At 64.7% G+C, this 21,401-nt stretch carries 18 protein-coding genes; 14 read left to right on the forward strand and 4 right to left on the reverse strand.

The window, feature by feature from the left end; genetic code table 11:
* Positions 1-40 precede the first annotated feature (40 nt).
* Positions 41-1,729, forward strand: a complete 1,689-nt coding sequence (gene ilvD, locus A9O65_RS05585; RefSeq protein WP_064701579.1) for a dihydroxy-acid dehydratase — start codon at positions 41-43, stop codon at positions 1,727-1,729.
* A gap of 6 nt (positions 1,730-1,735) precedes the next feature.
* Here ilvD and A9O65_RS05590 read toward each other — a convergent pair whose 3' ends face one another.
* The gene (locus A9O65_RS05590) at positions 1,736-2,419 is read right to left on the reverse strand and encodes a hypothetical protein (RefSeq protein ID WP_064700080.1); all 684 of its coding nucleotides are present in this window, start codon (positions 2,417-2,419) and stop codon (positions 1,736-1,738) included.
* A gap of 130 nt (positions 2,420-2,549) precedes the next feature.
* Positions 2,550-2,831, reverse strand: coding sequence for an XRE family transcriptional regulator (locus A9O65_RS05595; protein WP_064700079.1), 282 nt, complete (start codon positions 2,829-2,831; stop codon positions 2,550-2,552).
* A gap of 335 nt (positions 2,832-3,166) precedes the next feature.
* Here A9O65_RS05595 and A9O65_RS05600 point away from each other — a divergent pair, with 335 nt between their 5' ends.
* The 5 genes from A9O65_RS05600 to A9O65_RS05620 all read left to right on the forward strand — a co-directional run bounded on the left by A9O65_RS05600 (position 3,167) and on the right by A9O65_RS05620 (position 9,607).
* Complete coding sequence (locus A9O65_RS05600; RefSeq protein ID WP_064700078.1) at positions 3,167-4,591, forward strand: APC family permease; 1,425 nt, start codon at positions 3,167-3,169, stop codon at positions 4,589-4,591.
* 40 nt (positions 4,592-4,631) lie between these two features.
* Positions 4,632-5,828 carry an L-2-hydroxyglutarate dehydrogenase gene (lhgD, locus tag A9O65_RS05605; RefSeq protein WP_064700077.1) on the forward strand — a complete coding sequence of 399 codons (1,197 nt, stop codon included), beginning with the start codon at positions 4,632-4,634 and terminating at the stop codon, positions 5,826-5,828.
* A 152-nt stretch (positions 5,829-5,980) separates the two neighbouring features.
* Positions 5,981-6,943: a TAXI family TRAP transporter solute-binding subunit gene (locus tag A9O65_RS05610; protein WP_064701580.1), complete on the forward strand. Its 963-nt coding sequence runs from the start codon at positions 5,981-5,983 to the stop codon at positions 6,941-6,943.
* Positions 6,943-7,539, forward strand: coding sequence for a DUF1850 domain-containing protein (locus A9O65_RS05615; RefSeq protein WP_064701581.1), 597 nt, complete (start codon positions 6,943-6,945; stop codon positions 7,537-7,539). Before A9O65_RS05610 ends, A9O65_RS05615 begins: the two co-directional genes overlap by 1 nt.
* 61 nt (positions 7,540-7,600) lie before the next feature.
* On the forward strand, positions 7,601-9,607 hold the full coding sequence (locus tag A9O65_RS05620; protein WP_064701582.1) for a TRAP transporter permease: 2,007 nt from the start codon (positions 7,601-7,603) through the stop codon (positions 9,605-9,607).
* An 84-nt stretch (positions 9,608-9,691) separates the two neighbouring features.
* Here A9O65_RS05620 and A9O65_RS05625 read toward each other — a convergent pair whose 3' ends face one another.
* Positions 9,692-10,348 (reverse strand): YbaY family lipoprotein, encoded by a 657-nt coding sequence (locus tag A9O65_RS05625; protein ID WP_064700073.1) that lies wholly within the window; start codon positions 10,346-10,348, stop codon positions 9,692-9,694.
* 270 nt (positions 10,349-10,618) lie between these two features.
* On the opposite strand from A9O65_RS05625, the gene purE reads away from it, so the two are divergent.
* Positions 10,619-11,128 carry a 5-(carboxyamino)imidazole ribonucleotide mutase gene (gene purE / locus A9O65_RS05630; RefSeq protein ID WP_064700072.1) on the forward strand — a complete coding sequence of 170 codons (510 nt, stop codon included), beginning with the start codon at positions 10,619-10,621 and terminating at the stop codon, positions 11,126-11,128.
* Between the two features lie 8 nt (positions 11,129-11,136).
* On the forward strand, positions 11,137-12,249 hold the full coding sequence (locus A9O65_RS05635) for a 5-(carboxyamino)imidazole ribonucleotide synthase (RefSeq protein ID WP_064700071.1): 1,113 nt from the start codon (positions 11,137-11,139) through the stop codon (positions 12,247-12,249).
* A gap of 101 nt (positions 12,250-12,350) precedes the next feature.
* Here the strand turns inward: A9O65_RS05635 and A9O65_RS05640 are convergent, their stop codons facing one another.
* Entirely contained in the window at positions 12,351-13,343 is a 993-nt protein-coding gene (locus A9O65_RS05640) for a YeiH family protein (protein ID WP_064700070.1), read from the reverse strand.
* A 112-nt stretch (positions 13,344-13,455) separates the two neighbouring features.
* Here A9O65_RS05640 and A9O65_RS05645 point away from each other — a divergent pair, with 112 nt between their 5' ends.
* From A9O65_RS05645 to A9O65_RS05670, 6 genes are all read left to right on the forward strand, one after another.
* Positions 13,456-14,340 (forward strand): LysR substrate-binding domain-containing protein, encoded by an 885-nt coding sequence (locus A9O65_RS05645; RefSeq protein ID WP_249260690.1) that lies wholly within the window; start codon positions 13,456-13,458, stop codon positions 14,338-14,340.
* A 60-nt stretch (positions 14,341-14,400) separates the two neighbouring features.
* Positions 14,401-15,357, forward strand: coding sequence for a LysR family transcriptional regulator (locus A9O65_RS05650; RefSeq protein WP_064700068.1), 957 nt, complete (start codon positions 14,401-14,403; stop codon positions 15,355-15,357).
* A 233-nt stretch (positions 15,358-15,590) separates the two neighbouring features.
* Entirely contained in the window at positions 15,591-17,060 is a 1,470-nt protein-coding gene (gene eat / locus A9O65_RS05655; protein ID WP_064700067.1) for an ethanolamine permease, read from the forward strand.
* A gap of 51 nt (positions 17,061-17,111) precedes the next feature.
* Positions 17,112-18,494 carry a glutamine synthetase family protein gene (locus A9O65_RS05660; RefSeq protein ID WP_064701584.1) on the forward strand — a complete coding sequence of 461 codons (1,383 nt, stop codon included), beginning with the start codon at positions 17,112-17,114 and terminating at the stop codon, positions 18,492-18,494.
* 171 nt (positions 18,495-18,665) lie between these two features.
* Positions 18,666-20,051, forward strand: coding sequence for an aldehyde dehydrogenase family protein (locus A9O65_RS05665; RefSeq protein WP_064701585.1), 1,386 nt, complete (start codon positions 18,666-18,668; stop codon positions 20,049-20,051).
* 147 nt (positions 20,052-20,198) lie between these two features.
* The gene (locus A9O65_RS05670; protein ID WP_064701586.1) at positions 20,199-21,368 is read left to right on the forward strand and encodes an iron-containing alcohol dehydrogenase; all 1,170 of its coding nucleotides are present in this window, start codon (positions 20,199-20,201) and stop codon (positions 21,366-21,368) included.
* The last annotated feature ends 33 nt before the right edge of the window (positions 21,369-21,401 follow it).

The raw sequence follows: 21,401 nt of genomic DNA on the forward strand, positions 1-21,401 counted from the left end.
TTATATGACAACCAGGACTAGCGACCCGAGGAGAGCCCGCATGAGCGATACGCCAAGTGATGCACGTCGTCGATATTCCGCCCCGGTGGTAGATGGCGTCGGCAAGTCGGCCAGCCGCGCCATGTTACGTGCGGTCGGCTTTTCCGATGACGACTTCAGCAAGCCGCAGGTGGGCATTGCCTCGACCTGGAGCCAGGTCACGCCCTGCAACAGCCATCTCGCCGAACTGGCCGATCGGGCCAGTGCCGGGGCCGACGCGGCCGGTGGCAAGGGAGTGATCTTCAATACCATCACCATTTCCGATGGCATCGCCAACGGCACCGAGGGCATGAAGTACTCGCTGGTGTCGCGGGAGGTGATCGCCGACTCCATCGAGACGGTGGCCGGCTGCGAGGGCTTCGATGGCCTGGTGGCGCTGGGCGGCTGCGACAAGAACATGCCGGGGTGCCTGATGGGGCTGGCCCGATTGAATCGCCCCAGCGTCTTCGTCTATGGCGGTACCATCATGCCCGGCGCCGACCATACCGACCTGGTCTCGGTGTTCGAGGCCATGGGCGCCCACAGTCGAGGCGATCTCGATCTCATTGACGTGAAGCGCATCGAGGAGACGGCGATTCCCGGCCCCGGGGCCTGTGGCGGTATGTACACCGCCAACACCATGGCCTCGGCCATCGAAGCGTTGGGCATGAGCCTGCCGGGCAGCTCCGCCCAGAACGCCGTGTCGGACGAGAAGCGAGCCGACAGTCATGCGGCGGGGGAGGCCGTCTTGAACCTGCTCGAGCATGACATCAAGCCTTCGGACATCATGACCCGGGAGGCCTTCGAGAATGCCATCACGGTGGTGATCGCGCTGGGCGGCTCGACCAATGCCGTGCTGCATCTGATCGCCATGGCCGACACCATCGGCGTGCCGCTGGGTCTCGATGACTTCACCGCCATCGGCCGCCGTGTGCCGGTGCTTGCCGACCTGCGTCCCAGTGGGTACTACATGATGAGCGAGTTGGTCGCCATCGGCGGTATCTTGCCGCTGATGAAGACCCTGCTCGATGCCGGCCTGCTGCATGGCGATTGCCTGACGGTGACAGGGCGGACCCTGGCAGAGAACCTGGCCGATGTGGCGCCCTATCCCGAGGGCCAATCGATCATCGCCCCCCTCGAGGCACCGCTCAAGGACGAGAGCCATCTGCGCATCCTCTACGGCAATCTGGCGCCGGAGGGAGCTGTGGCCAAGATCACCGGCAAGGAAGGCACCCGGTTCACCGGCACGGCGCGGGTATTCGGCTCCGAGGAGCAGGCCCAGGCGAGCATCAACGACGGTGGCGTGGTGGCCGGCGATGTCGTGGTCATCCGTTACGAAGGGCCGCGTGGCGGGCCGGGCATGCGCGAGATGCTGACGCCGACCTCGGCGATCATGGGGCGAGGCCTCGGCGACCAGGTGGCCTTGATCACCGATGGGCGCTTCTCCGGTGGCAGCCACGGGTTCGTGGTCGGTCACGTCACGCCCGAAGCCTTCGACGGCGGCCCCCTGGCGCTGCTGGAGGATGGCGACATCATCACCATCGACGCCGAGGCCAATACCATCGACGTGGCGCTGGACGACGATGAACTGGCGCGGCGGCGTAACGCCTGGCGACGCCCCGAGCCTCGCTATACCCGGGGCGCCCTGGCCAAGTATGCGCGGGTTGTCAGCTCGGCCTCGATGGGCGCGGTGACCGACCGCCTGGAGTGACCAGGGTCACTCCGAGACGGCCGAGCGCATCATGTCCTCGAAGGACTTGGCGTTCTCGGGCAATTCGAAGACATCCGGCGCCGGCGAGGCGTCGGTCAGCTCGGCCAGTCGAAAGCGGTCACCGAAGCGCAGCATACCCAGGCCGCGCTCTTCCAGCGAGGTGGCGATGGGGTCGGGCTCTCCGGTCATGGTGCGCTGGTAGTCATGGAAGGCCGACATCAGTTCCCGCACCTGGGCATCGTCGCTGAGCACTACCTCGTCGTCGTGTGCGGTACCGTTCTTGTCGGTCCACTGGAGCCGATAGATCTCGCCTTCGAGGCCGGCGATGGTCTCGCTGTCGCCCGTGGCGTCGAGGGCGTCGACCTGGCTGGCCTGCTGGCCGGTCATGGTCTCGAGCTCACTGCCGCCCATGTTCTCGGCCATGTCCTTCAGCTTGGCCATGTCCATGACCATGGTTTGCCCCTGTACCTGGGTGACCAGATAGCCGTTGCCATCGCGGAGCAGCATGAAACCGGCTTGCGACTGGTCGGGAAAGTCCATTCTCAGGTTTTCGCCGGCCCAGCGTACGTCCATGGTGACGCTGCCCTGGTCGGACTGGGCCTCCAGCGTGGCACGGCCATCGGCCATCGCGGGGGACGCAGCGGCCATGACGAGCCCGGTGGCCAGCAGGCCGGTAACGAGATGTCGCATGGGGAAACTCCCTGTATCGCTGATCGGTGAAGGCTGGCGGCGTGCCAGCCCGTTGCTGGAGACTTGCTGAAAGCTATCGGCAGTCGTCGATCGGTCGGGTAGTGCCTGGGGCGACGGGCTGCCGGGGCGTTCAGGAAGACGTGAGTTCGGGGTCGATGGTCCTTCGCAGGCTCCGCAGCTCGTCGAGGGTGAGCTGTTCCAGGCGCCCGGCGAGGAGGTCGCTGATCTTCTGCATCGGCAGGCCGGCGCGGCGGGCAATATCGCGGCTGCCGAGATCTGATACGGCGATCAGCCGAGTGAGGATGCGCATGAGGCGCGTGCGTTGTTCCAGGTCCCTGACATCGAGGTCAGGGCATCTTCGTGGAGGAGGATCGACGGGATCCGTCTCGCAGGTATGGCTTGCCGTGCTCATGATGCTCCAGTGGGACAGAACGACCGCTACAGGATGCAACCTTTTTCCCACTTTCGCCAGTCTCTGACAAGTCCGAATCGGCAGGTCGTGGCAGGCAAGGCGTCGGGCACGGCGAGTGGGGCGCGTCCGGGGCGCCAGGCTACGACGAAAGGGGTAGGAAAGGGTTGAGGAAAGGGGCGAGACAGGGGGCGAGAGAAGGGAAGGAAAAAGCAGGCTGGCGTTGTCAGTCGGCATGTGTCGATGTTACTTATTTTTGACGTTGATTGATAAATGGAACATCACGATCAACCGATAACACGTCACGATCCATCGACAACAATAGGGATAACCGACAGATGCATGACGCTACGACACGACTGACACGAGTATTGGCGCGCAAGGATGTGCTGGCGCTGGCATTCGGCGCGATGATCGGCTGGGGCTGGATCGTGATGACGGGCAACTGGATCCAGTCGGCCGGCAGCCTGGGGGCGATCGTTGCCTTTCTGCTGGGCGGTGCCGTGATCGTGCTGGTGGGGCTGACCTATGCCGAGCTTGCCTCGGCCATGCCGCAGGTAGGCGGCGAGCACGTCTACAGCTACCGGGCGCTGGGCCATTTCGCTTCCTTTCTGTGCACCTGGGCGATCACGCTGGGCTATGTCAGCGTCGTCTCCTTCGAGGCCGTGGCCCTACCGACCGTGGTGGAGCATCTCTTCCCGAACTATGCCGTGGGACGGATGTGGACCATCGCTGGCTGGGAGGTCAACGCCACCTGGGTGGCCGTCGGGGTGGCTGGTTCGGTGGCGATGACATGGATCAACTACATCGGGGTGCGCACGGCGGCTCTGGTGCAGAAGGTCGTGACGTTGCTGATCCTGGTGGTGGGCATCATGTTCATCACCGGCGCCCTGTTCGAGGGTGAAGCGTCCACCCTGACGCCGCTGTTCAATGTGGAGGAGGGGGTGATCGGTGGGATCATGGCGGTGATCATCATGGTGCCGTTCATGTTCGTCGGTTTCGACGTGATTCCGCAGGCGGCCGAAGAGATCAACCTGCCGTTTCGAGACATCGGCCGAGTGCTGATGATCTCGGTGATCCTGGCAGTCTTCTGGTATGCCCTCATCATCCTCGGTACTGCCTTGATGCTCGATCCTTCGGCGCTGGCCGAGAGTTCGTTGGCGGTGCCCGATGCCATGCAGGCGGTCTTCCAGGCGCCCTGGGCCGGCAATCTCATGATCCTGGCCGGCATCGCCGGCATCATCACCAGCTGGAATGCCTTCTACATCGGGGGATCCCGCGCCATCTACGCCCTGGCGCACGCCGGTATGCTGCCGGCCTTTCTGGCCAGGCTGCATCCTCGGCATCGAACGCCGACCAATGCCATTCTGGTCATGGGGCTGCTGTCGGCCATCGCACCTTTCTTCGGGCGGCCGGCGCTGGTCTGGCTGGTGGTGGCCGGTGGCCTGGGCATCGTCATCGCCTATCTGTTCGTCGCGTTGTCCTTCGTCGTGCTGCGCCGCCGTGAGCCCGAATTGCATCGCCCGTTCCGCGTGCGCCACGGCAAGACCGTCGGTGCGCTCTCGGTGCTGCTCTCCATCGCGCTGATCGGTCTCTACCTGCCGGGGAGCCCATCGGCACTGTCCACGGTGGAGTGGAGCATCTTCGCCGCCTGGACGCTGCTCGGGCTGGTCTTCTATGCATGGTCCCGACACCGCTACGGCGTGGCCTACAGTGACACCATGATGCGCCGCGAGCTGGAGGGCGAGTCATCGTCGGGCTGATGCCAGAGCGGTATCCGTTAATCCAACGATGGGGCGGGCGATGCACGATTTCATCATCATCGGCGGCGGCATCCTCGGCATGTCCACCGCCATGCAGCTCAAGCAGGCCTTTCCGGATCGGCGCATGCTGCTCGTGGAAAAGGAGTCGGCACCGGCATGTCACCAGACCGGGCACAACAGCGGCGTGATCCATGCCGGCGTCTACTACACGCCGGGTAGCTTGAAGGCTCGTTTCTGCCTGGCGGGCAATCGTGCCACGCGCGACTTCTGCGATGCCCACGGTGTCGCGTACGACATCTGCGGCAAGCTGCTGGTGGCCACCAGCGAGCAGGAAAAGCAGCGCATGGAGGCGCTCTGGGAGCGCACCGCGGCCAATGGACTGGAGCGCGAGTGGTTGAGCGGCGAGGCGCTGCGCGAGCGCGAGCCCAATGTGACCGGCCTTGCCGGCATCTTCGTGCCATCCAGCGGGATCGTCGATTATGCTGCGGTGACGCGTGCCATGGCCGCCGAGTTCGAGCGGATGGGCGGCGAGATTCGCTATGGCGCCGAGGTCTCGAACCTGGAGGAACGTCGCCGCGAAGTGGTGGTGACGACCACTAAGGGTGAGTTCACCGGCCGCTATCTGGTGACCTGTTCCGGGCTGATGGCCGATCGCGTGATCCGCATGCTTGGGCAGAAGCCGGGGTTCACCATCTGTCCCTTCCGGGGGGAGTACTATGTGCTGCCCGAGCACCACAATGCGATCGTCAGCCATCTGATCTATCCGATTCCCGACCCTGCCATGCCGTTTCTCGGCGTGCACCTGACACGCATGATCGACGGCTCGGTCACCGTGGGGCCCAATGCCGTCCTGGCCCTCAAGCGCGAAGGATATCGCCGACGCGACGTCTCGCTGCGCGATCTTGCCGGCATGGCCGCCAATCCCGGCATTCTCAAGGTTCTGGGGCGGAACTGGCGGCCGGGCCTGGCGGAGATGAAGAATTCCTGGCACAAGCGAGGCTATCTGGCGCTCGTGCGCAAGTACTGTCCGAGCCTGACGCTGGACGATCTCGAGCCTTATCCGGCCGGTGTGAGGGCCCAGGCGGTATCCCGGGACGGCAAGCTGGTCGACGATTTTCTGTTCGTCAGCACGCCGCGCACGCTCAACGTGGGCAATGCCCCGTCGCCGGCAGCCACCTCGGCGTTGCCCATCGGTGCTCATATCGTCGAGAAACTCAAGGCGCAGGTGACGGACTGAGCGGCATACGACCTTGGGAGACTTGCCTGCCAGTCCCGAAAGCGTGGAAATAAGGTCTGGCCCCGCCGCCGGGGGGCTGCTAGCGTTTCCCGAGGCGGCCGAAGCCGTCGTCACCAATGACAACGATATCTGAATCGCAACGGAGGTTATTCATGCGCGCTCTCAAGTACGCTCTGGCGGCTTCGCTGCTGGTGGCCGCGCCCGCGGCAGTGGCCCAGCAGCAGCTGTCCATCGCCACCGGCGGTACCGGCGGTACCTACTATCCCTATGGCGGTGGCCTGGCCGAGCTGATCAAGGAACACATCGACGGCTATGACGCCGTGGCCGAGGTGACGGGCGCATCGGTGGAGAACATGGGGCTGGTCTGGCGTGGCGATTCCGACATGGCCCTGGCCCTGGCCGATACGGTCTACCAGGCCTATAACGGCACCGGCGACTTCGAGGGCCGCCAGCTCGAGAACATCCGGGCCTTGGCTTCCGTCTATCCCAACGCCGTGCAGATCGTGACCATGGCCGATTCCGGCATCGAGTCCCTGGAGGATCTCGAGGGCAAGATCGTCTCGGTGGGCGCGCCGGGGAGCGGTACCGAGCTCAACGCCCGGGCCGTGCTGGAGTCCAACGGCATCAGCTACGACGATTTCGAAGCGCGCCGTCTCAACTTCAACGAGACCGCCGATGCCATCCGCGACGGCGATATCGATGCCGGCTTCTGGAGTGTGGGGCCGCCCACCAGTTCGATCATGAACCTGGCCACCACCCGCGACATTCGCCTGATCGGCCTGAGCGACGAGGAAGTCGCCAATGCCCGCGAGGAAGTGCCGGTCTTCGCGCCCTATGAACTGCGCGCCGATCTCTACGAGGGCATGGAAGAGCCGGTGCAGACCATCGGTATCCCCAACATTCTGGCCACCAACGCCGAGATGGATGAGGAGCTGGCCTATCAGATCACCAAGACGCTGTTCGAGCACACCGATCAGTTGATCGCCATCCATCCGGCGGCCAATGACACCACCGTGAAATTCAGCGTCGATTCCACGCCCATTGCCTTCCATCCGGGGGCTCTGCGTTACTACGAGGAGCAGGGGGCCGAGATCGAGGATCGTCAACGTCCGTGATGCGGCGTCGGATGCACTGCGTGGCACCGGGGCGGGCTCGTCGAGGGCCCGCCCTGTTGCTGTGCCTGGCGTGTCTGCTGTTGCCGGCGCCGGCGCTGGCCGAGTGTCCGGCCCATGAGCTGAGAGTGAACGGCGCCGATGGGCGCCTGCTGGTGAGCCTGCCGATGCCGGAAGGCGCTGGCTGGTGCCTGGCCTGGAATCATTCGGTGGAAGGTTTTGCCGTGCACGATTGCTACCGCAATGTCGGTGGACATATGGTGCTGGAGCGCAGCCATCTGCCGGATTTCGCCGCCGGGCTCGATCACATTCCCGGGCGCGGGCGTCAGGTCTCCGACGGCCAGGGCGGCTACTGGATCGAAGATCTCGACGAGCCGGTCCCCGGAGATCGCTATCGCCTGCGTGTCGGTGCCATGCGCGTCGACCATCGACTGGTGCGGTATGGCGAGCCGAGCCTGCGAGCTTTGCTGGAGAGGTCACGGACGCGGGGGTGCCGCATCGACGAGCGCCTCCTTGCCGAGGACGGCCCCGTCGTGATCAGCCTCAGTGAGCTGGCCGCCAACGAAGGCGTGACCATCGGCCTGTACACCAACCCTTGAGACCCTTGCATCGTCCCGCAGAATCGGGCGGTGCTTCACCTGCCGTTGCGAGAGACTCTTCATGAGCGATTCGGGCAATTCCCCCGTCATTCCCGGCAGCCAGGCCAAGCATTCCCTGCCTGTGCTCAGGCTGATCACCCTGGTGGCCGTCGGACTTTCGCTGTTTCAGCTCTACTCCGCCGGTATCGAGCCCTTGGGGCTCTTCTACCAGCGCAGCATCCACCTGGCCTTGATCATGATGCTGGCTTTCCTGATGTTCCCTGTGTTCGGCCCCAACCGGCCCAGGGGCGTGGTCGGGAGCCTGATCGATCTGGTGTTCTTCGCCGGTGCGGTGATCACCGGGGGCTATTTGGTGTTGTATCTCGACGAGATCATCAACCGAGCCGGGTTCTGGACCCAGACTGACATCGTGGTCGGCTGCATCGCCACCGTCACCGTGCTCGAGGCGAGTCGTCGTGCGGTGGGGCTGGGCATGACGGTGATCGGCGTGCTCGCCATCCTCTACGCCTTCGCCGGGTCGCGTGGCGAGCTGCCCTGGCTTGGCGAGTGGCTGCCCGGCATCCTCGAGCACCGTGGCTATGGCCTGGACCGCCTGGTCGGACAACTCTACCTGGGGCAGGAAGGAATCTTCGGCCTGCCCATGGGGGTAGCGGCCACCTATATCTTCATCTTCGTGCTGTTCGGTGCCTTTCTCGAGATCACCGGTGCCGGCAAGTTCTTCATCGACCTGGCCTATGCGGCCACCGGCCGGCAGCGCGGCGGCCCGGCCAAGGCGGCGGTCATCGCCTCGGCCGGCATGGGGTCGATCTCGGGCAGCGCCATCGCCAATGTGGTGACCACCGGCGCCTTCACCATCCCGCTGATGAAGCGGTTGGGCTACCGGCCGCATCAGGCCGGCGGCATCGAGGCGGCGGCCTCCACCGGCGGGCAGATCATGCCGCCGCTGATGGGGGCGGGCGCCTTCCTGATCGCCGAATACACCCGCATGCCCTACCTGGAAGTGGTCAAGGTCAGCATCCTGCCGGCGATCATGTACTTCGGCACCGTCTATCTGTTCGTGCACATCATCGCCCTGAAGCAGGGCATGCAGGGCATGAGCAAGGACGAGCTGCCGCAGATGCGCGACGTGCTGGGAGCCGGATGGCACTTCCTGCTGCCGCTGGCAGTGCTGGTGTGGCTGCTGGTCATGAATCTGTCGCCGATGCGGGTCGGTTATTACGCCATCCTGACCACGCTGGCGGTGGCGGCCCTGCGTTTTTTCATCTGGATGTTTTTCGTGGCGCCCAAGCAGGGGCAGCCGGTCACGGCGAGCGCCCTGAAACTCGCCGTGCGCAACGGGGCGCTCAAGGTGCTCGAGGGGCTCGAGCTCGGTGCCCGCAATGCCGTGGCGGTCTCCATGGCCTGTGCTGTGGCCGGGATCATCGTCGGCGTGGTAGGGCTCACCGGCCTGGGCCTGAAATTCTCGGCGATGATGATGGCCTTCTCCAATGGCCACTTGTTGCTGGCGCTGGTGATGGTACTGCTGGCCAGCCTTGTGCTGGGCATGGGGCTGCCGGTGACGGCCAGCTATATCGTGTTGATCGTGCTGGTGGGGCCGGCGTTGACCGCCGAATTCGGCGTGCCGCTTCTGATCGCTCACCTGGTGGTGTTCTGGTATTCCCAGGATTCCAATGTCACGCCGCCGATCGCCCTGGCCGGCTTTGCCGGGGCGGCGATTGCGGGCAGCAAGCCCATGGATACGGGGTTCCAGGCCTGGAAGTTCGCCAAGGGGCTCTACCTGATCCCGCTGTTCATGGTCTACAACCCGGAGATCATCATGGGCGGGCCCTGGCCGTTGCTGGTGTGGACAGCGTTGACCGGCTTCCTGGCCCTGGGGGCCTTCGCTGCGGCCCTGGAGGGCTATCTGTTCACGCGCATGTCGATACCGGTGCGCCTGGTGCTGGTGCCGGCGATGATTGCCGTCTTCTATCCGAGCCTGGTGGCCGAGGTCATCGGGGCGACGGTGATGGTCGTGGCCATCGCCGGCAACTGGCTGGCCAGCCACCGCCAGGCAGCGACCGCCGGGTAGCGTCTGGCGATGGTTCGCGAGACGACAAGGCCCCCGCTGAGGTATCGAGCGGGGGCCTTTCTTGGTGCCGGGGCGCGTGCAGGATCAGTTCTGCGGATCGGGTTCCTGCATGTCGGTGGCCTGTTCGTTGACTTCATCCAATGAATCGGCGCTGTCGCCCTGGGGATCGGCGTCGTCCGCTTTTTCCTGCAGCATGTCCTGCTGGGCCTGTTGCAGGCTTTCGCCGTCCGGGGTGGTGTTCACCGGTTCCAGGACCAGCGTGATCGGGCCTTGCTTGGCGTCGGGACCGACGTCGACGGTGTGGCGGGATGTCGTCGTCCACAGCAGTTCGCCTTTGTCGCCATGCAGTGCGGCGCGCAGGCCGTGGGTGTGTTCCGGCTTCACATCGGCGGTGTCGTAATCGAGATGGAACTCCACGGGGTCTTCGTTGCCGGGCGTGACGGTCGTCTCGGCGATGGTGGTCGCCGGTGCATCGGCTCGCGAGATATCGCGCAGGCTGACCGTGACTTCGGCCCCATCGGGGAGAGGCACGTCGGTCGCGGAGAATTCCAGCACGCCCTCGAGGGAGCGGGTGACAGACGCCTCGCTCTGGGTCTCCTGATCCGACGACGTGCTGGCTTGTTCGGTCTGTTCGGCCTGGGCGTTTTCGGCGTTGTCCTGCTCGGCCTCCTTGGCGTCGTCGCAACCGGCCAGGAACAGGGTCCCTGTCAGGGCGGCGATCATTAGCAGGGAACGTTTCATGGGCATGCTCCGTACGGATAAAGGTGGGTTGCTGGCGACGATCCTGTGACTTGATATTAACAATCAAGTTCGCATGAAGCGTGAAATTCGTTGTCGCACCGTGGCGACGTTGTGCCGTGCCGGCACTCGACGAAACGGGGAGAGGTAGGCGCGGCGCGGCTCTGCTAGAATGGTCGACTTCCACTTTTCCATGTGTCGAATGGCTCCGCCATTCGGCGTGTCATTGTTTTTGAACGGGGTTTGTGAAAGCCCTTTTGCGAGGAGCCCTGGATGCCAGCAAACGAGTCGCCGCGCGTCGGTGTGATCATGGGGTCGCAGTCCGATTGGCCCGTCATGGAGCATGCTGTCGACATGCTCGAGCGCCTGGGGGTGTCCTGCGAGACACGGGTGGTCTCGGCCCATCGTACCCCCGATTTGCTGTTCGATTACGCCAAGTCCGCCGCCGAACGTGGCCTGCAGGTGATCATCGCCGGCGCCGGTGGTGCGGCCCACCTGCCTGGCATGGTGGCTTCCCAGACGGCGCTGCCGGTACTGGGCGTGCCGGTGGAGTCCAAATCGCTGAAGGGGCTGGATTCGCTGTTGTCGATCGTGCAGATGCCAGGCGGCGTTTCGGTGGGTACCCTGGCGATCGGCAAGGCCGGTGCCACCAATGCAGGGCTGATGGCCGCACAGATCGTCGGCCTGCAGGACGCTACGGTGCGCGAGGCGGTGGAGACCTTTCGTGCCGAGCAGACCCGCAAGGTGCTGGACAACCCCGATCCGCGTCCCGATTCACAGTGAGGCAGAGCATGAATATCGGTGTACTGGGAGCCGGCCAGCTGGGCCGGATGCTGGCCCTGGCGGGTTATCCGCTGGCCAATCGCTTCACCTTTCTCGATACCACCGGCCACCCCAGCGCCGGCATCGGTGATGTCATGGTGGATACCGACCAGAAGCACCTGGCCGACTTCCTGGCCAAGGTCGATCTGGTCACCTATGAGTTCGAGCACCTGCCGGTGTCGCTTGTCCAGGCCATCGAGGAGCACAAGCCTGTCCATCCCTCCAGCGAAGCGATCCGGGTCTGCCAGAATCGTGCCGAGGAGAAGGCGCTGTTCGATCGCCTGGGGATTCCCACGCCGGCCTATCGCCTGGTGGAAAGTGCCGAAGCGCTGGAGGATGCGGTACGCGAGCTGGGTACGCCAGTCGTCGCCAAGTCGGTGACCGAAGGCTACGACGGCAAGGGGCAGGCGGTGATCAAGTCGCCGTCAGAGGCCGTCGACGCCTGGCGAACCATCAATCATCCCCGTTTGATCGTCGAGGCTTTCGTCGATTTCGTGCGCGAGGTGTCGATCATCGCCGTGCGGGGGCGCGACGGCCAGGTGGTCTTCTACCCAATGGCCGAGAATCAGCACGTGGACGGCATTCTGCGCTACTCGGTGGCTCCCCTGCCGGATCTCGACGACGCCATCCAGGATACCGCCGACGGTTATATCCGGGCACTGCTCGACGAGCTCGATTATGTCGGTGTGCTGACCCTGGAGCTCTTCCAGACGCCTGACGGTGGCCTGCTGGCCAACGAGATGGCACCCCGGGTGCACAACTCCGGCCACTGGACCATGGACGGTGCGGTGACCAGCCAGTTCGAGAATCATCTGCGCGCCATCCAGGGGCTGCCGCTGGGCGACACGGCGGCACGCATGCCTTCATGCATGGTCAATGTCATCGGCCAGGAAGGCGAACCGGCGCGGCTGCTCGAGATTGAGGATGCCCACCTGCACCGCTACGACAAGAGCGAGCGCCCTGGACGCAAGCTGGCTCACGTCAACCTGGTGGCGCCGACCCATGCTGAGCTGATCGAGAAGGTTCGTCGTTGCGCTGAACTGTTGCCCGGCGCACCGACACCGCGCTTCAGCTTCGAGTGACATCCGGTCTCATCGGCCGATACGACAAGGCCGCGCCCGATGGACGCGGCCTTGTCGCATCTCCCCCACGCCTATTCTCTTCGCTCTTCTTTCTTATCTCTTCATCCCATCAGCAGATTGCTGGCGATCCAACCACCACCGATCAGCAGCACGAACAGGGTCAGTGCCAGAAGGAAAGGGCGGATGCCCAGGGCGCGCAGCTTCTCCAGCCGCGTTTCGAAACCCAGGGCAGCCATGGCCATGGTCAGCGCGACCTGGCCGGTCAGCACCAGAGCGTCGTGCAGCGGAGCGGGCAGGTCGACCAGACTGTTGAACACCACCATGGCCATGAAGCCGAAGGCGAACCAGGGAATCACCAGCCCGCCTTGTGCGCGGTCTTCGACAGCCGTATGGCGGCGCAGCCACCATTGGCCGACGATCAGCAGGAAAGGCACCAGCAGCATGACCCGCACCAGCTTGACGATCACCGCATTGGCCAGAGCCTCGGGGCCCACTGCCTCGCCGGCGGCCACGACCTGAGCGACCTCGTGAATGGTGGCCCCGATATAGATGCCGTAGAGGCCTTCGTCCATGCCCAGCAGCGGATAGAGCAGCGGGTAGAGCAGCATCGCCAGCGAGCCGAACAGCACCACGGTGGCAACCGCCATGGCCGTGGCGGCGGGGCGCGAGCGAATGGTGGACTCGGTGGCCAGCACCGCCGCGGCACCGCATATGGCGCTGCCGGCGCTGGTCAGCAGGGTGGTTTCGCGATCCATGCCGAGCACGCGCGTGCCGATCACGTAGCCGGCCGTCAGCACACTGGCGATGACCAGCATATCCAGCAGCAGGACCTTGGGCCCCAGGGCGACGACCTGCTGCAGGGTCAGCGACAGGCCGAACAGCACGATGCCGCCGCGCAGCAGCCAGCGGGTGGCGAAGGCCAGGCCGGGGCCGGTGCGTTTGGCGCGGCGCGCCAGGGGCAGGTTGCCGATCAGGATGCCGAGCAGCAAGGCCACCACCAGTGGGCTGACGCTGCTTTCGGCCAGGCCGGGTAACCGTACCAGGCCGAATCCGGCGCTGGTGAGGGCGGCGCATATCAACAGGCCTTGCCACATGCAGGAATCCTCGACGACGTTGTACCTGTCGAGCATCCTATGCGCTAATAGCTCATCTGGTTATCAGTTAATAACGAAACCTCTTTTCGGAAAAACCGATATGACACCCGCGGTGAGTTTTCGACAGCTGCAAGTGTTCGTCACCGTGGCGCGGCTGGGCACGGTGAGTGCGGCGGCCGAGTCGCTGAGCCTGTCGCAGTCGGCGACCAGCCAGGCCCTGTCCGATCTCGAGCGCCAGCTCGGAGTGGCCCTGTTCGAGCGTCCCGGTCGTCGCCTGCTGCTCAATGAGCTGGGGCGTCGAATGATGCCGCGGGCGGAGGAGCTTCTGGAGGGCGTCGCGGATTTCGTGGCGACCGCCCGGGAGCCCGAGGGGGCGTTGCACGGCGCGCTCAGCATTTCGGCCAGTGCCACGGTGGGGACCTATCTGCTGCCCGGGCTGGCCGGTCGCTTCAGCGAGCGTCACCCGGCGGTGGACCTGCGCCTCAAATTGCGCAATACCTTCGAGGTCATCACCGATGTATTGCGCCTCGAGGCGGATCTGGGCCTGATCGAGGGGGAATGTCGCGAACCGCGACTGGCCAGCGAGACCTGGTGCGAGGACCGGCTGGTCATTGTCGCCGCGCCCGACCATCCCCTGGCGGAGCGAACACGACTCGATGATGACACTCTCGCCGGAGCGAACTGGATTCTCCGAGAGCCGGGTTCCGGGACGCGCTCGGTCTTCGAGCGGGCGATGCAGGCTCGCGGTCTTCTTGCCAAAGGGCGCATGGAACTGGGGCAGCACGAGGCCATCAAGCAGGCCGTGCGCGCCGGCCTGGGGCTTGGCTGCCTGTCCCGGCTGAGCGTGGCGGGCGAACTCGAGCGGGGTGAGCTGGTGGCGCTCGACAGCGAGCTGTCGCTGCGCCGAACCTTCTCTCTGGTCTGGCATCCCGAACGTTATCGCAGCCCGCTGTGGCAGGCCTTCAAGGTCTTTCTCGTTGAATCGATCCCGTCATGACGCGCTTGGCGTGTGCCGCTGTGGCATGCTGTGGATCGGCAAGCACAAGGGAGACAGGGGATGCGAAGCGGCTTCGGGTTCGATCTGCGCAGCATGGAAATCTTCGTCGAGACGCTGGAGCGCGGTAGCCAGACCGCTGCTGCCGAATACCTCGGGCTCAAGCAGTCTTCGGTATCGCAGAGTCTCGCCAACCTCGAAGAAGGGTTGGGGCTGGTCCTGCTGGATCGTCATTCCCGGCCGCTGGAGCCAACCAGTGCCGGTCGTTTCTTCTATGATCGCGCCAAGCGATTGTTGCACGAAGCGCGCCATACTCGGCGAGAGCTCCAGTCGGGCGCCTTCGGCCGCCTGCATCAGGTCCGCATGGCATTGGTGGATTCCCTGGCCACCGCCGTGGGGCAACCCCTGATCGAGGTGATTCGACGTCATACCAGCGACTACAGCCTGACGACGGGCCTGTCGCACATGCATGGCCACTCGTTGCTGACGCGGCACGTCGACATCATCATCTCGGACGACCGTCTCGAGAATTACGATGGCCTGGAGCGCCACGCCATTCTCGGCGAGCCCTTCGTCCTGGTCCTGCCCGCCGACTGGACGGGGCCGGTGGATAACCTGCGCTGGCTGTCGCGCCAACTGGATTTCGTGCGCTATACCGCCCAGTCGTTGATCGGACAGAGCATCGAGCGACACCTGCGCCTCAATCGACTGGAGCTGCCGGCCCGGCTGTATATCGACAACACCTTCGCGCTGCTCAGTCTCGTCGGGTCGGGGAGCGGCTGGACGATCACCACACCGCTCTGTCTTTTCCAGGCGGGGCTCGATCGGCTCGCCCTGCGCATCGAGCCGCTACCCACGCCGCCGCTGCGACGCGACCTGACGCTGGTGTCGCGACGCGATGAACTGGGCGACCTGCCGGCTCAGCTCGCGCGGGATAGTCGCCATCTGCTCGACCAGCGCTTCATGGGGGCGTTGCGTCGACACCTGCCCTGGCTGGTCGCCGAGGTCAGTACTGGCTGACCTCACGTTCCGGGACACTCGCACGATGCCCCGAGGTCGTGCACGGCACGCGTCAGCGTGCTCTCGACGCGTGCATTATCGTTTTTACCTATAGTGCATCGGTCAGCCGTACCGATGCTGCTTGCTCCCTGATTCAAGCCCGCACCAGACTGCCAGGGCGCGTGACGAACCACGACCCGGTGGACGCGAACGCCACGCTAACAATGACAAGACAAGCGTTGGGGGTATTCAGAATGAGTCATTCCCGTACGTCCACGACCTCGGTGGACTATGAATCGGTCGACGAGGCTTATCTCGACAAGCGCAAGTTGAAGAAGGGGGCGGCCGGCTGGATCCTGCTGGCCAGCCTCGGTGTTTCCTACGTGATCTCCGGCGACTATGCCGGCTGGAACTTCGGCCTGGCGGCCGGTGGATTCGGTGGCATGCTGGTGGCGACCATCCTGATGGCGATCATGTACACGGCCATGGTGCTGTCGATCGCCGAACTCTCCTCCTCCCTGCCCACCGCCGGCGGCGGCTACAGTTTCGCCCGCCGTGCCTTCGGTCCCTGGGGAGGGTATGTCACCGGCACGGCGATACTGCTCGAGTACGCCATTGCGCCGGCGGCCATCGCGATCTTCATCGGCGGCTACGTCAACGAACTGATCGGCCTCAATGGCCCGCTGGTCTACGCCGTCTTCTATGCCGTCTTCGTCGGCATTCATCTTTGGGGGGCCGGTGAGGCACTGAAGATCATGATGGGGATCACCGCCCTGGCGGTCATCGCCATCCTGGTCTTCGTGGTCGGCATGCTGCCGCACTTCGATCCCGCCAATCTGTTCGATATTTCGGTCAATACCGGCGCTCTGGGGGCCTCGGCCTTTCTGCCCGAAGGGTTCATCGGTATCTGGGGCGCCTTGCCGTTCGCGATCTGGTTGTTCCTCGCTGTCGAAGGCGTGCCTCTGGCTGCCGAAGAGGCCGGCGATCCAGGACGCGACATGCCGCGTGGCATCATCACGGCCATGCTGGTGCTGCTGGTGTTCGGTGCCTGCGTGTTGCTGCTGGCGCCCGGCGGTGCCGGCGCCGCGGCGATGAGCGAGCACGCCGCGCCGCTGGTTGGTGCCCTGCAGGCGGTGTATGGCACTGACTCCTGGGCGGCGGGGTTCGTCAACCTGGTCGGCCTGGCCGGGCTGATAGCGTCCTTCTTCTCGATCATCTATGGCTATTCACGCCAGACCTTCGCGTTGTCCCGGGCCGGCTACCTGCCTCGCTGGCTGTCGGTCACCGGTGGTCGCAAGGTGCCGTTCCTGGCGCTGATCGTGCCTGGGGCCATCGGCTTTCTGCTCTCGCTCACCGGCAAGGGTGATCTGATGATCACCATGGCGGTCTTCGGTGCCACCATCTCCTACGCCATGATGACGCTCTCGCATATCCTGCTGCGCCGCCGCGAGCCCGAACTCGAACGTCCCTATCGTACGCCGGGCGGCATCCTGACCTCGGGCGTGGCCTTCGTGCTGGCCATCGTCGCCTTCCTCTCGACGTTCGTGGTCAGTGTCGAGGCGGCGCTGTGGTCGGCGGTGTTCTACGCCATCATGCTGGCCTATTTCGGGTTCTATAGCCGCCACCACCTAGTGGCCCAGGCGCCGGAAGAGGAATTCGAGGCGATCGCCCTGGCCGAGCGAGAACTCGACGAGCAAGCCGAGACAAGCCCGAAGCAGGCCTGAGCCCGATGCCAGGCCGCGAACAAGCACAATGTAGCCGATGAGGATGAAACGATGAGCCGAATGCAGGCGAGAGACATCAAGACGACGGAGGACGCTCGGCGCATCGTCGAGGAGCGCGGCCTGAGCCACGTCAAGGTGGGCATGTTCGATATCGACGGCGTGATGCTCGGCAAGTACATGCAGCGCGACAAGTTCTTCTCCGCCCTGGAAGACGGTTTCGCCTTCTGCGACGTGGTGCTGGGCTGGGACAGCAAGGACGAGCTTTACGACAATGTGCGCTTCACCGGCTGGCACACCGGTTACCCCGATGCGCCTCTGAGAATCATCGTCGACAGTTGTCGCGAGATGCCGAGCGAGGGAGGCGGGATGCTGCTGTTCCTGGCCGAGTTCGACGGTCCTGCCGGCGATATCTGTCCGCGTGGCCTGCTCGGCCGGGTGCTGGAGCAGGGACGAGACATGGGCTTCGAAGCCAGTGGCTCCCTGGAGTATGAGTTCTTCATGTTCCAGGAGACGCCGGAGTCGGTGCGCGAGAAGGGCTTTCGTGACCTCAAGCCGCTGACGCCGGACATGATGGGCTACTCGATGCTGCGCAGCTCGGTGCATAGCGAGCTCTATCATGAGCTGCTGGCGTTGTCGCAGGAGATGGACTTTCCCATCGAGGGGCTGCACACCGAGACCGGCCCCGGCGTGCTCGAGGCCGCCCTGGCGGTGGACGATGCCATGGCGGCCGGCGACAAGGGAGCACTGTTCAAGACCTTCACCAAGGTCTGGGCTCAGCGTCGCGGCCTGATGGCCACCTTCATGGCCAAGTGGTCGCCGGACTACCCGGGGCAGAGCGGGCATATTCATCTTTCGCTGCGGGATCGGGAAAGCGGCGAGTCGGTGTTCTTCGATGCCGACAAACCCTATCGCATGAGCGATGTGCAGCGCCATTTCGTCGCCGGGCAGCAGAAACTGATGCCGGAATTCCTGGCCATGTTCGCGCCCACCATCAACAGCTATACCCGGTTGATTCCCGGCTTCTGGGCGCCAACCGAGGCCACCTGGGGCGTGGAGAATCGTACCACGGCGCTGCGAGTGATACCGGGCAGCGCCAAGTCGCAGCGGGTCGAATATCGCCTCGGCAGCGCCGATGCCAATCCGTATCTGGCGCTGGCGGCCGCCATTGGCGCCGGCCTCTACGGCATCCAGCACCGGCTTGAGCCCGATGAGCAGGTCAAGGGCAATGCCTACGAGCTCGATCATCCCGCGCACCAGTCCTTGCCGCGCACCCTGTGGGAGGCGGCTCAGCGCCTCAAGGCGTCCGAGGCGGCCCGGGCGCTGTTCGGCGATGCCTTCGTCGAGCACTTCGCGGCAACCCGGGAATGGGAAGAGCGAGAATTCCGCAAGCATATTACGGACTGGGAGCTGGATCGCTACTTCGAAATTATTTAGTGGAAAGGCCGGTTGCACGACACCAAAGCTGTGTTGGAGCGCCTCGAAATCTGCTCATTGACGACAGTCAACGCCGCGATTTCTCGTTGCTCCGCCTTGCCTTGGTGCCGTCCACTCGGCCCTGGACCACGGGAATTCGTTAGATACCACGTCATGAGGTGAAAACGACAGATGGCAATACAACAGACGATTTCGCCGGTGGATGGTTCGGTGTATGTCGAGCGTGAGCTGGCCGATGCGGCGCAGGTAGAGGCGGCCCTTGAGCGGGCGGTGGCGGCGCAGCGTTCCTGGCAGGCGACGTCGATCGCCGAGCGAGCCGCTTTCTGTTCGGCGATGGTCGACGCCTTCGTCGCCCGCCGCGATGCGCTGGCCGAGGAGCTGACATGGCAGATGGGCCGGCCGATTGCCGCTGGCGGCGCGGAGATCGGCGGCTTCGAGGAGCGGGCCCGCGGCATGATCGTTCTGGCCGAGCAGGCTCTGGCGCCGATCACGCTGCCTGACAAGCCGGGCTTCACTCGCTATATCACCCGCGAGCCGCTGGGCGTGTCGTTCATCGTCGCCCCCTGGAACTTTCCGTTCATGACGGCGGTGAATGCCATCGTGCCGTCGCTCATGGCCGGCAATACGGTGATCCTCAAGCATTCCGCCCAGACCCCGTTGTGTGCCGAGCGAATCCAGCAGGCCTTCGAGACGGCGGGACTGCCCGAGGGAGTTTTTCAGTATCTTCACCTTTCCCATCCGGCGACCGAGGCTGTGATTCGCGATCCGCGTATCGATCATGTGTCCTTCACCGGCTCGGTCGGCGGTGGTGAAATGGTGGAGCGCAATGCTGCCGGGCGTTTCATTGCCACCGGCCTTGAGCTGGGCGGCAAGGACCCTGCCTATGTGCGCGCCGATGCCGATCTCGATGCGACCGTACCGGGCGTGATGGATGGCGCCTTCTTCAATGCCGGCCAGAGTTGCTGCGGCATCGAACGGATCTACGTGCATCGCGACCTTCATGATGCCTTCGTCGAGCGGGCCGTGGCCTGGGTGCGGCAGCTCAGGCTCGGCAACCCCACCGATCCGGCGACCACGCTGGGGCCATTGGTCAAGCCGGCGGCGGCGGATTTCGTGAGAGGCCAGGTGGAAGAGGCCGTGGCGGCCGGCGCGAAGGCCTGGATCGATCCCGGCGAGTATCCGCTTTCCGAGCCGGGCAGCGCCTACCTTGCCCCTCAGGTACTGACCGGCGTCGATCATTCCATGCGCGTGATGCACGAGGAGAGTTTCGGCCCGGTGGTGGGCATCATGCCGGTGGATTCCGACGATGAGGCCATCGCGCTGATGAACGACAGCGACTTCGGCCTGACCGCGGCGGTCTTCACTCGCGACATCACCATCGGCGAACAGCTGGCCCGGCGCCTGGAGGCGGGGACCGTCTTCACCAATCGCTGCGACTATCTGGATCCCGAGCTGGCCTGGACCGGCGTCAAGCAATCCGGACGCGGCTGCTCATTGTCACGCCTGGGCTACGAGACATTGACGCGGCCCAAGTCCTTCCACCTGAAGCATGGATAAGCGCAAGGCGTGTGGAAGCCGCAAGATCGGCGCTTCGCGCCAGGGTAGAACACGTATGACCCGGTGGGGCGGAATCGAGGCTTCCAGCAAGCGTCGGGTGCCGTGCCCCCGGTATTGGAGACTGAGGATATGAGGTGCAAAGACGACATGAGCCAGCTGACTGCCACCTGGAACTATCCTGCCCGGATTCTCGCCGGGGCAGGGCGGATACGGGAACTGCCTGAAGCTTGCCAAGCACTGGGCATGCGAGCCCCCTTGCTGGTGACCGATCCCGGCCTGGCGAGCTTGCCGATGGTGAACGACCTGGTGCAGCACTGTGCCGGCCAGGGCCTGCAGGTCGCCGTGTTCAGCGAGATCAAGGGCAACCCGACCGGGGCCAACGTCGAAGCGGGAGTAGCGGCTTTTCGCGAGGGCGGCCACGATGGTGTCATCGCCTTCGGCGGTGGCTCCGGTCTGGATGCCGCCAAGGCGGTGGCCTTGATGGCAGGACAGCGCGATGACCTGTCGATCTGGGAGCTGGAGGATATCGGCGATTACTGGAAACGCGCCGACGGCGATGCCGTAGCGCCGGTGGTCGCCGTGCCCACGACCGCGGGAACTGGCTCCGAGGTGGGGCGCGCGTCGGTCATCACCAATGAGCAGGAACACGTCAAACGGATCATCTTCCATCCGCAAATGGTGCCGGCGACGGTGATCCTCGATCCCGAGTTGACCGTCGACTTGCCGGCGTCGATCACCGCCGCCACGGGAATGGATGCGCTTTCCCATTGCCTGGAGGCCTGGTGTTCGCCCAACTATCACCCCATGGCCGAAGGAATCGCCGTGGAAGGCATGCGCCGGATTCGCGACCACTTGCCGCGCGTGCATGCCGATGGCCAGGATCTCGAGTCACGCCAGCACATGCTGGTGGCCTCGATGATGGGCGCTACCGCCTTTCAGCGTGGCCTGGGCGCCATGCATGCCCTGGCGCATCCTCTCGGGGCCTTGTACGACGCGCACCACGGGACCCTCAATGCCGTGCTGATGCCTTATGTCCTGCGCGCCAACGAACAGGCCATCGGCGAACCCATGGTGCGCCTGGGACGCTATCTCGACCTGAGCCAGCCGGGAACCGGGGCGGTGATCGACTGGGTGCTCGACCTGCGCGAGCGCCTGGGCATCCCACATACGCTGGCAGAGCTGGGCATCGGCACCGAGCAGGCGGAGAAGGTCGGTCGCATGGCGGTCGCCGATCCGTCGTCGGGCACCAACCCCATCGGCTTCTCGCCGGAGCAGTATCGCGACATCTTCGTTGCTGCGGTCGAAGGCCGTCTCTAGCGGGTCAGCGCCAAGCAGGCGTCAACGGGAGGA

Origin of the sequence: Halomonas caseinilytica (assembly GCF_001662305.1) — a bacterium.
In the GTDB taxonomy this organism is placed as follows: Bacteria; Pseudomonadota; Gammaproteobacteria; order Pseudomonadales; family Halomonadaceae; genus Halomonas; species Halomonas caseinilytica.